This window comes from Pantoea sp. R13S299 (assembly GCF_048515925.1).
Lineage (GTDB): Bacteria > Pseudomonadota > Gammaproteobacteria > Enterobacterales > Enterobacteriaceae > Pantoea.
Map to the genome: position 1 here is coordinate 256,627 of NZ_JBLYEF010000003.1, position 9,862 is coordinate 266,488.

Below are 9,862 nucleotides of genomic sequence, written 5' to 3' on the forward strand. Positions count from 1 at the left end.
CAAGGCTTTACACTCTGCTGACCGGTCAGTAAAGTAGCGCCCAGACATCAATTCTGATGCGTAAGCGTTAACGTCAAGCAACGCCCCCGCAGCCCTGCTGCCTGTGATGATCCCTGCCATGATGCCTGTACAACACCCAGCTAAACCTCTCGCTGCGTTTTCCAGCGCCACGTTTTTTTTATTCGTCCTGCTGCTCACTGCGGCTAATCTTCGTGCGCCGATTACCGTCGCAGGTCCGGTCCTGCAGGATATCCGCGCGACCTTTGGCCTCAGCGCCGGTGAAGCGGGACTATTTAATTTTATTCCCCTGATGCTGTTTGCCCTGCTCGCTCCGCCCGCCGCCTGGCTGGGAAATCGCATCGGGCTGGAGCGCACTTTATGGGGCGCGCTGTGCCTGATCACGGCTGGTTCGCTGTTGCGCTGGCAGCCGGCTGAAGCGGCGTTTTGGGGCGGAACGCTGCTGCTCAGTGCAGGCATCGCCGCCGCCAACGTACTGCTGCCGCCACTGATCAAACGCGATTTCACCGCCCACACCGCCAAATATATTGGCCTGTATGCCGCCACCATGTCGATTACCGCCAGTCTGGCTTCAGGCATTGCCGTGCCGCTGAGTCAGCTATCCACCGCGGGCTGGCGACTCTCGCTGGTGGTCTGGGCGATTCCGGCGCTGCTTGCGCTGCTTGCCTGGCTGCCGCTGTTACGTCAGCGGCAGCCAACCTTAGCACCCGCCGACGCGACTGTTACTCATCGTCATCCGTGGCGTTCGGTGGGTGGCTGGCAGATCGCGCTGTTTATGGCGCTGCAATCGCTGGCGTTTTATACCCTGATCGACTGGTTTACCGTGTTTGCTCAGGATAATGGTTTCAGTCAGGCCAGCGCGGGCTGGCTGCTGTTCTGGTATCAGGCGATTGCGATTGTCGCTAACCTGGGCTGTATGGTGGCGCTGAAGCGGGTCAAAGATGCCCGACTCACCGCATTTATTGCCTCATCAGGTATTTTCCTCGGCATGTTGGGTCTGCTGCTTAATCCGCAGTGGGCCGCCATCTGGCTGACACTGGCCGGACTGGGCGCAGGCGCATCGCTGGTGCTCTGCCTCTCGCTGTTTAATCTGCGAGCCACCCATCATCGCCAGGCCTCGCAACTATCGGGCATGGCGCAGTGTGTGGGTTATGCGCTGGCGGCACTCGGCCCCCTGTTCTTTGGCGTGCTGCATGAACAGAGCGGTAACTGGACGCTGCCCTTCAGCGTACTGGCACTGCTGAGCCTGTTGCAGATGCTGCTGGCTCCGCTGGCAGCACAGTCAAAACCTATCAGCTGAACTTGCGGCCCAGCCGCTAACAATTAATGACTCGCCGGTCGCGGAAGCGGACAGCGAGAATCGACGGGAGAAGGTGCGTGTCTGAACTGAATAATGCTTTGCTGCAGGCGATCCTGGACCAGGTGCGTCCGCTGGTCCATCAGGGAAAGGTGGCTAACTATATCCCTGCGCTGGCGGATGTGGCAGCCGACAATCTGGCGATTGCGGTTTGCCTGCGTGACGGCACGCTCTTTCAGGCGGGTGATGCGGAGACGCGATTTTCGATTCAGTCGATCTCCAAAGCACTGTCACTGACCGTGGCACTGACGCGCTATGAGGACAGCGAAATCTGGCAGCGGGTCGGCAAAGAGCCGTCAGGCCAGCCCTTTAATTCGCTGGTGCAGCTGGAGCTGGAACAGGGCAAGCCGCGAAATCCATTTATTAACGCCGGTGCGCTGGTGATTTGCGATCTGCTGGAAACCCGACTGACCGCGCCGCGTCAGCGAATGCTGGAAATTGTGCGTCAGCTGAGCCAGCAGCCCGATATCAATTATGATCGCCACGTTGCCCGCTCGGAGTTTGAACACTCTGCCCGCAATGCCGCCATCGCCTGGCTGATGAAGTCGTTTGGTAATTTCGATAACGATGTCACCAGCGTGATGCAGACCTATTTCCACTATTGCTCGCTGTCGATGAACTGCGTTGAGCTGGCCCGCACGTTTGTCTATCTGGCGAATCAGGGCAAAACGCTGGATGGCAGCCAGATGATCACGCCGCGTCAGGCGCGGCAGATTAACGCGCTGATGATCACCAGCGGGATGTACGATGGCGCAGGTGAGTTTGCATGGCGTGTCGGCATGCCGGCTAAGTCAGGTGTGGGTGGCGGGATTATTGCCATTATTCCTGGCGAGATGAGCATCGCCGTCTGGTCACCCGGGCTGGACAGCGCAGGTAATTCGCTGGCCGGAACCGCTGTGCTGGAATTGCTGACCGACAAGCTGGGGCGATCGATATTTTGATTATGAGCGCGCCAGTAACAGGCTCGCCGTGATAAAAAGCGATAGGGTTCCTGTGATTCCGGCAAGCTGATTTTATGTTTTCAGTGCAGTGCGCTGGCGATTTGGCTCGTCAGCGCTGATCAGCGCTCAAAAATGTCTTAGTGCGCAATCTGTGCCAGCTCATCTTCAGTAAGACCGGTCATCTGCATAACGGTATTGCGATCCATCCCACTCTTCAGCATGGTGCGGGCAATTTTCAGGCTCGCTCCGAGAATCCCTTCTTTTCGTCCCTGTTCAAGGCCTTTCTCAATACCCTGCTCAATGCCTTTCTCAAGCCCTATCTGCTCAAGCTGTTGTGCGATAGTCATAAGTGATTTCCCATGTTGTGGCACACGCTGTGCCAGCTCGCGTACAAAGGTTTTGGCGTCTGATGCTTCGCCCGCCTGCACAATGTAGTTTACCAGTGATATCACCTGTGATGAAGAGTGATCGCCTGCCATCAAAATGGATACCAGCCTGTCCATCAGTTCAGCAAGATCCCTCTGCCGGATATGCTTCTGCAACAGGGTGAGAGCCGCCATACTGCGGTGTTGCATGATCTCATCGTCAGGAATCACCGTGACATCGACCAGCGGAAAACTGTGGCTGTAAAGCCTGTCCGCCAGCACCGGGTCGTCGAACTCATCCAGCCATCGGGTCGAATAAGGATAGGGAGTGCGTCTGCCCGCGTAAAACAGTATGGGTATCACCAGCGGCAATCTCTTATGCCCCGCTTCAAGATGGCGCTGCATGGCAGCCACTGCATAGCGCATCAGCCGAAATGCCATGTGTTTGTCAGGTGATGACTGATGCTCAATGAGTACATGGATATATCCATCGCCACCGATCGCTTTAAGACTGTAAAGCACATCGCTGAAGTACTGACGAAGGTCATCCTCGACAAACGACCCCGACTCCAGCTTTAGCGTGCTGAGATCACAACGTTCGCGCAGCTCTGGCGGCAGATGCAACGCCATGAAATCACGGGCAATATCAGGCTGTGTCAGAAATTGCCGGAATGTCGCATCATGAGGCGTGGGCGTGCTGTTGTTCTTTTTCACTGACCAGAATCCTTTCTGTTCCTGAAGCGCTGACAACGGCTGATTCAGCCAGTAAAAGGCGCTAATCCTGTCGCGCATGCACGTTGAACGTACTGATGAATAAAACGAAACTAATATCCTGATTATTAAACCCCGTAAAACTCTATCCCTGAATTCTACGAGATGGCTCTGAATATCAACGCGAGCGGTACCTTAAAGGGCCATTCCGCCCAGCTTAGCTCACCACATTAACCGGCTCGCCCTGAATAAACGCCGCGATGTTGGCCATCACACCCGTCACCAGATTATCCACGCCACTACGACTCGCCCAGGCGATATGCGGCGTCAGCAGCAGATTGGGCAGCTCAGCCAGCAGCGGGTTATCAATTGCGGGCGGTTCGCTGCTCAGCACATCCAGCGCCGCGCCCCCAATCTGCCCCTGCTTTATCGCGTCAGCGAGGTCGGCCTCGTTAATCAGTCCGCCGCGCGCGGTATTGATCAGCAGCGCATGCGGTTTCATTCTCTCCAGCGCCTCGCGGTCGATCATCTGACGAGTGCTGTCGCTTAGCGGACAGTGCAGCGAAATAATGTCGCTGGTCACGAGCATCTGTTCAAAACTGACATAGCCTTCACGCACGCTGTCACTGCCTTTGCGCTCGGCGTACTGCACCTGCATTCCCAGGGCCTTTGCCAGTTTGCCAACCGCCAGACCGATATCACCTTTGCCCGCGATACCGAGTGTGGCGCCGCCAATGTCCGCTATCGGCTGACGATGCAGACAGAAGTGCTGAGCCTGCGGCCAGTCGTTGCGGGTAGTGCTCGCATAAGCCAGCAACTGACGGCGCAGGACAAAAATCGCTGCGATGACAGCCTCTGACACGCTCTGGGTTGAGTAGCCAGGCACATTGCTGACCACGATGCCGCGGGCGCGACAGGCGTCCAGGTCAATACAGTCATAACCTGTCGCCGCGACACAGATAAAGCGCAGTTCGGGTAGCTGCTCCAGGGTCTCAGCACGCAGCGGCACCTTATTGGTGATAGCGACAGTCGCGCCCGTAAGCGCCAATACGATGTCACTGACCGACGTCTGTGCGCGAATCTCCCATTCAGCATTCTGCTGTCCGGTCGGCAGGGATACCGGCAGCGTGTCACCATCCAGCATTACAATTTTCATTCTCAGTCCTTTTGGGTTCGGTTTAAACGCAGCCGAATCATTAATGTTATTTGTATGTGTTCTGTGGGTAACGGTTAAGTTAAATGATGCTGAAATTAAAGTGAATATGTTCAAAGAGTGCGAATTTTTTCGGAACAGATGCCACTTTATTTAACCCTTTTACCCCCTTCGCGTTACACTGCCGCCCTGAATTCTGACCCCTTGCGCCCGTTGAAATAATGCAGAGATCCTTCATCAGACAACGACTCACTGCCGGTATTGCGATACTGGCCGTGCTGCTGTTGTTTGTTGCGCCGATGATCTCGAAGAATCTGGCTGAACATCGCGCCATGATGCAAGACGCCTCTGCCATGAACGCAGAGATGCCGATGATGGATCATCACAGCGAGATGTCGATGGCGGATCATGGGATGATGATGGGTTCGGGCTTCGCCTGTGGCTACTGCGATTTACTGGTGCATGTGCCGCTGATGCTCTGGGTGTTTATCCCATTCATCTGGTGGATGTGCCTGATCAGCCGCGCCCCGCCGCCTTGTGCCATTAATCCGCCTCAATGGCGACGCTTGTTGCGCCTTCACCGACCGCGTGCGCCACCCTGTTTTGCGTCACACTCACTGCTAACTGATTCGATTACGTGACAACGTCACCTGATCGCCTTTGTCTTTTGAAAAGTGTGGAATGCTATGTCCTCTAATCGGGAAATCTCCCCTGCACCACGCGGCACCGTTTTTAATCTGTTTCGCCGCCTGCATTTTTATATTGGCCTGTTCATTGCGCCGTTTATTTTTGTCGCCGCCCTCACCGGGACGCTCTACGTTCTGACGCCGCAACTGGAACAGGCGATTTACCACGATGCCCTGACCACTGACGCGCAGGGTTTGGCACAACCGCTGTCAGCCCAGATTGCCGCTGCCCGAGCCCGGGCCGGTGAAACCGCACGCATTTACGCCGTGCGTCCCGCGCCGGGCCCGCAGGATACGACCCGGGTGCAGTTCGCTGAGCCGCAATTGGGTCCATCTGAGTCGCGCTCGCTGTTTATCGATCCCTACACCCTGCAGGTGAAAGGCGATATGACGGTGTATGGCACCAGCGGCGTGTTGCCGCTGCGCATGTGGCTGGATCAGCTGCATCGCGGTCTGCTGCTGGGCGATGTTGGCCGTAACTACAGTGAACTGGCGGCTTCGTGGCTGTGGGTCGCCGCGCTGGGTGGGATCGTTTTATGGGCCGGAACCCGCACGCCCCGCGCCCGTAAGAAAGCGCGCAGCGGCTTTTTAGCCACGCGTCACTGGCATGTCACGCTGGGTCTGCTGCTGGCTATCGGGCTGGTGTTCTTCTCAGTCACCGGACTGACCTGGTCGCAGTGGGCAGGCAACAACATCGATAAGATGCGCAGCGACTTCGGCTGGACAACGCCGCAAGTCAACACGGCACTGAACGGTAACGCGCCTGCCGAAGCCGCCGACCCGCATGCTGATCATCGCGGTGCGATGGAAGGGATGACGATGTCCGGGATGACCATGCCCGCGAAAACCGCGGCGCCGGTGATCCTGAATCAGCCGAATGCGAGCTGGGATCAGGCACTGGCGGCGGCACGTCAGGCCGGACTGCACGCCACAAAACTGGAGCTGCGCCAGCCTAAGAACGCTGAACAGGCGTGGACGGTTTCAGAAATTGATCGTAGCTGGCCGAGCCAGGTCGATGCGGTATCAATCAATCCGGTTGATTTCAGCGTGGTGGATCGCGTTGAGTTCGCCAGCTTCCCGCTGGTGGCGAAACTAACCCGCTGGGGCGTGGATGCGCATATGGGCGTGCTGTTTGGCCTGCCTAACCAGCTGATTCTGGCGCTATTCGGCCTGGGTCTCTGCACGATGATTGTGCTGGGCTACCGCATGTGGTGGATACGCCGCCCGGCGGTTCCGCAGCTCAACCCATCGCAGACGCTGTTATCCGCCTGGCTGGCACTGCCGCGCTATGCGCAGGGCACCAGCCTGATCGTGATACTGGCGCTAGGCTATGCCCTGCCCGTGATGGGTGTCAGCCTGATAGTGCTGATACTGCTGGATATTCAGCGCTGGCGCAGCGCGCAGCGCGCGTCGGTCGTCCGGGTTGAAATCGCGCCGGATAAGCAGTCGCCGCTGGCTATCGTTCAGTCGCGCTTTGCCGGTAAACGCAAAGAGATGCGTTATTTTCTGCGCAGCGTGACGGTGCTGGCGCTGATTGTCATTACGGTGATGGCCAATGCGATGATTGGTGGCGTAATCGATCAGTATCAGATCCCCTTCAGCCACTGGTCGCTGACCATGTATATCACCCAGGCGATGATGATCCTGCTTTACTCCACGGTCTTCACCGGGCTGTTGTCGATTCCACTCTGGTATTTCTTCCTGGGTGAGAGCGACGAACAGGGCAAGTAAGCTGCCCGCACGGCGAACAGTGCATTAATCAAAATAACTGACGAAGCCGGGCAAATCTCCCGGCTTCTCTTTCTCCGCCTGACGTCTATGATCGTTGTTATCAGTCACTTTATTTAAGAGCTAATCATGAACATTGTGCGAGCGAATCCTGAACAACTGTTTGAGTACGGTCCTTTTACCGTCCGTCGCCAGCGACCTGGTGAGGCCTTAAGCCCGCTGGTCAGTGTTGACCTCATGTCGCTGAAACTCGATGCCCGGATCCCAATGCAGCAGCATCAGGATGAAGAAGTCTTCACTTATCTGTGGCGTGGTTCGATGCAGCATCAGGATAGCAACGGCGAGCGTACCCAGCTTTCTGCAAAGCGGGTGATGGTAGTGAATGCAGGTGATGGCGTTCAGTACGAAGAGACGGTGCCGTTGTTTGAAGCGGAGCTGTTGCAGGCGGTTATCCGACCTTCACAGCCTGGCGGTGAAGCGATGACCCAGGTGCTGGAGCGCGATCAGGGCATTATGGCCAATGGCTGGACCGAACTGGCCGGGCCGGAAGAGTCTGATGCCCCGCTGGAACTGCGTCAGGACGTTTATGTCTACGACACGCTGCTGGAGCGCAACCATACGCTCGACGTGCCGTCGATGCCGGGCTTTGTCGCTTATCTCACCGTGCTTGAAGGGATTATTCGCGTCGGCGATCATCGGCTGGGTCGCGGTGATGCCGTCAGCGGGCTGGATACCAGCATTGAGATCGTGGGCGATCGGGATGCCAATCTGGTTTGCTTCCTGGTGAAGCCTGATAATTTTGCATAACAAAGCGCGGGATAATCCCGCGCTTTTCTTTTGATGGGCGCTTTAAAGCGTTTTACGCTGCTGCATCGCCTGAACCCGTTTATAGGCATGATCAAACTGACGGACATCGTCGCGCAGCCAGTGGCGTTGCGTCAGCGGTGCATTATCCAGCGCCTGTGGCAGCGGCACACCCGCCAGCGATCCCCGGCAGCAAAAGGCGCGCGCCAGCGTCGGTGTGGCGATCCCGATATAACGGGCAAATTCAGGTAACGTCATCAGTGCTGTACTCATTTCACACCTCCTGTAAACAAATTCTCTCCCGTATTTTCAGTCCAGTTCTTAAATGCTTTTATTGATCTGAAACATAGATGTGGTACTAATCTTCTGCCTGCTGATGAGATAGCTCGCCTCGCCTGACGTAAACTGAGAAAAGAAGTGAGGAACCTGTGCGCCATTATGGATTGATGATTGCCCTGCTGTTTTCCGGCTTTGTCACTGCTCACACACTGACCCCAGGCCAGCCTGTCCCGCCTGTCTATGTTGCCGACAAAGGCGAAATGGTGCTGAATCAGGGCGACATCAATTATCAGCGCTGGAACAGTCAGACACTGACCGGAAAAGTGCGTCTGGTCATTCATGTGGCGGGCCGTCTTTCTGCCAAAGATCAGAGCGAACCCCTTATCAAAGCCATTCAGCAGGCCAGTCTGCCGCGCGACCGATTCCAGACCACCACTATCGTCAATACTGACGATGCCCTGCCCGGCAGTGCCATTTTTGTGGTGCGCAGCATCGCCTCCAGTAAAAAGGCTGACCCATGGCAGCAATTCATTATCGACAGCAGCGACGTCACGGCTCACAGCTGGCATCTTCAGCCGGAAAGCGCATCCGTCGTGGTCATTGATCCGGAAGGGATTGTGCGCTTCGCTAAAGATGGCGCATTATCTGACGACGATGTCGCCAGCGTGATGAAAGCGCTGCGCGCATTACTCGGCTGATTCAGGCAGAATGGCCTTCTGCAAAACGCGGAATGCTGCTGAATTTGCCGACATTTTTAACACCGTGGACTACGCTTAGTTGTAATGGAATTACCCGCCGTTCTTTGAAAACCTGCCAACTATGCTGTGGCAGTCGGGGACGATTATTGAAGATGGCATCGAAGAATTTCGACCTGCTGTGACTTCCTCTGTAGATAAGGACAGCCATGATGACGGTCTGTGCAGAACAACACGTCAGTTTCAACCCCAGTGATGCAGCCAGCCTGTTGAACGACATTGAGCAACGGCTTGATCAGCTTTTACCGGTTGAAAGTGAACGTGACTTAGTGGGCGCTGCAATGCGCGACGGTGCGCTGGCACCGGGAAAGCGTATCCGCCCGCTGCTGCTGTTGCTGGCTGCGCGCGATCTCGGCTGCAACGCCACACCTGCCGGGCTGCTTGATCTCGCCTGTGCGGTGGAGATGGTGCACGCCGCCTCCCTGATTCTGGATGACATGCCCTGCATGGATGATGCGCAGTTGCGTCGCGGACGTCCAACCATCCACTGCCAGTATGGCGAACATGTGGCGATTCTGGCCGCAGTCGCCCTGCTGAGTAAGGCATTCGGCGTGGTCGCCATGGCAGAAGGCTTAACCGCCGCCGCCAGAGCAGACGCGGTCGCAGAGTTATCTCACGCGGTCGGAATGCAGGGACTGGTGCAGGGCCAGTTTAAAGATCTCTCAGAAGGCGATAAACCACGCAGCGCCGACGCCATTCTGATGACCAATCACTATAAAACCAGCACCCTGTTCTGCGCCTCCATGCAGATGGCCTCTATTGTGGCGGAAGCCCCGAAAGAAGCCCGCGAACAGCTGCATCGGTTTTCGCTGAATCTCGGTCAGGCTTTCCAGCTGCTGGACGATCTCACCGACGGCATGGCCGATACCGGCAAAGATGCCCATCAGGATGATGGAAAGTCGACGCTGGTGAATCTGCTCGGTCCACAGGCGGTTGAAATGCGACTGCGCGATCATCTGCGCTGCGCCAGTGAGCATCTGCTCTCAGCATGCCAGGACGGTTATGCCACTCATCATTTTGTTCAGGCCTGGTTTGAGAAAAAACTCGCTGCCGCCAGTTAAGGAT

The 9,862-nt window shown here is 56.5% G+C and carries 10 protein-coding genes; 7 read left to right on the forward strand and 3 right to left on the reverse strand.

What is annotated here, in order from left to right; translation table 11 throughout:
- Positions 1 to 118: 118 nt before the first annotated feature.
- Both ACN1CO_RS15555 and glsB read left to right on the forward strand, forming a co-directional pair.
- Positions 119 to 1,318, forward strand: coding sequence for a CynX/NimT family MFS transporter (locus ACN1CO_RS15555; protein WP_419139718.1), 1,200 nt, complete (start codon positions 119 to 121; stop codon positions 1,316 to 1,318).
- A 26-nt stretch (positions 1,319 to 1,344) separates the two neighbouring features.
- Positions 1,345 to 2,316 (forward strand): glutaminase B, encoded by a 972-nt coding sequence (gene glsB, locus ACN1CO_RS15560; RefSeq protein ID WP_419139719.1) that lies wholly within the window; start codon positions 1,345 to 1,347, stop codon positions 2,314 to 2,316.
- A 137-nt stretch (positions 2,317 to 2,453) separates the two neighbouring features.
- On the opposite strand, the gene ACN1CO_RS15565 is transcribed toward glsB, so the two are convergent.
- Positions 2,454 to 3,395 (reverse strand): Rpn family recombination-promoting nuclease/putative transposase, encoded by a 942-nt coding sequence (locus tag ACN1CO_RS15565; protein WP_419139720.1) that lies wholly within the window; start codon positions 3,393 to 3,395, stop codon positions 2,454 to 2,456.
- Between the two features lie 214 nt (positions 3,396 to 3,609).
- The gene (locus ACN1CO_RS15570) at positions 3,610 to 4,548 is read right to left on the reverse strand and encodes a D-2-hydroxyacid dehydrogenase (protein WP_419139721.1); all 939 of its coding nucleotides are present in this window, start codon (positions 4,546 to 4,548) and stop codon (positions 3,610 to 3,612) included.
- A 218-nt stretch (positions 4,549 to 4,766) separates the two neighbouring features.
- Here ACN1CO_RS15570 and ACN1CO_RS15575 point away from each other — a divergent pair, with 218 nt between their 5' ends.
- The 3 genes from ACN1CO_RS15575 to ACN1CO_RS15585 all read left to right on the forward strand — a co-directional run bounded on the left by ACN1CO_RS15575 (position 4,767) and on the right by ACN1CO_RS15585 (position 7,766).
- On the forward strand, positions 4,767 to 5,186 hold the full coding sequence (locus tag ACN1CO_RS15575) for a DUF2946 domain-containing protein (RefSeq protein WP_419139722.1): 420 nt from the start codon (positions 4,767 to 4,769) through the stop codon (positions 5,184 to 5,186).
- A gap of 45 nt (positions 5,187 to 5,231) precedes the next feature.
- On the forward strand, positions 5,232 to 6,962 hold the full coding sequence (locus ACN1CO_RS15580; protein WP_419139723.1) for a DUF2534 family protein: 1,731 nt from the start codon (positions 5,232 to 5,234) through the stop codon (positions 6,960 to 6,962).
- A gap of 126 nt (positions 6,963 to 7,088) precedes the next feature.
- Entirely contained in the window at positions 7,089 to 7,766 is a 678-nt protein-coding gene (locus ACN1CO_RS15585) for a pirin family protein (RefSeq protein WP_419139724.1), read from the forward strand.
- A 42-nt stretch (positions 7,767 to 7,808) separates the two neighbouring features.
- Here ACN1CO_RS15585 and ACN1CO_RS15590 read toward each other — a convergent pair whose 3' ends face one another.
- The gene (locus ACN1CO_RS15590) at positions 7,809 to 8,036 is read right to left on the reverse strand and encodes a hypothetical protein (protein ID WP_179897987.1); all 228 of its coding nucleotides are present in this window, start codon (positions 8,034 to 8,036) and stop codon (positions 7,809 to 7,811) included.
- Between the two features lie 173 nt (positions 8,037 to 8,209).
- Here ACN1CO_RS15590 and ACN1CO_RS15595 point away from each other — a divergent pair, with 173 nt between their 5' ends.
- On the forward strand, positions 8,210 to 8,740 hold the full coding sequence (locus ACN1CO_RS15595; RefSeq protein ID WP_419139986.1) for a YtfJ family protein: 531 nt from the start codon (positions 8,210 to 8,212) through the stop codon (positions 8,738 to 8,740).
- Between the two features lie 209 nt (positions 8,741 to 8,949).
- A complete protein-coding gene (locus ACN1CO_RS15600) occupies positions 8,950 to 9,858 on the forward strand; it encodes a polyprenyl synthetase family protein (protein WP_419139987.1) in 909 nt (302 codons plus the stop codon).
- The last annotated feature ends 4 nt before the right edge of the window (positions 9,859 to 9,862 follow it).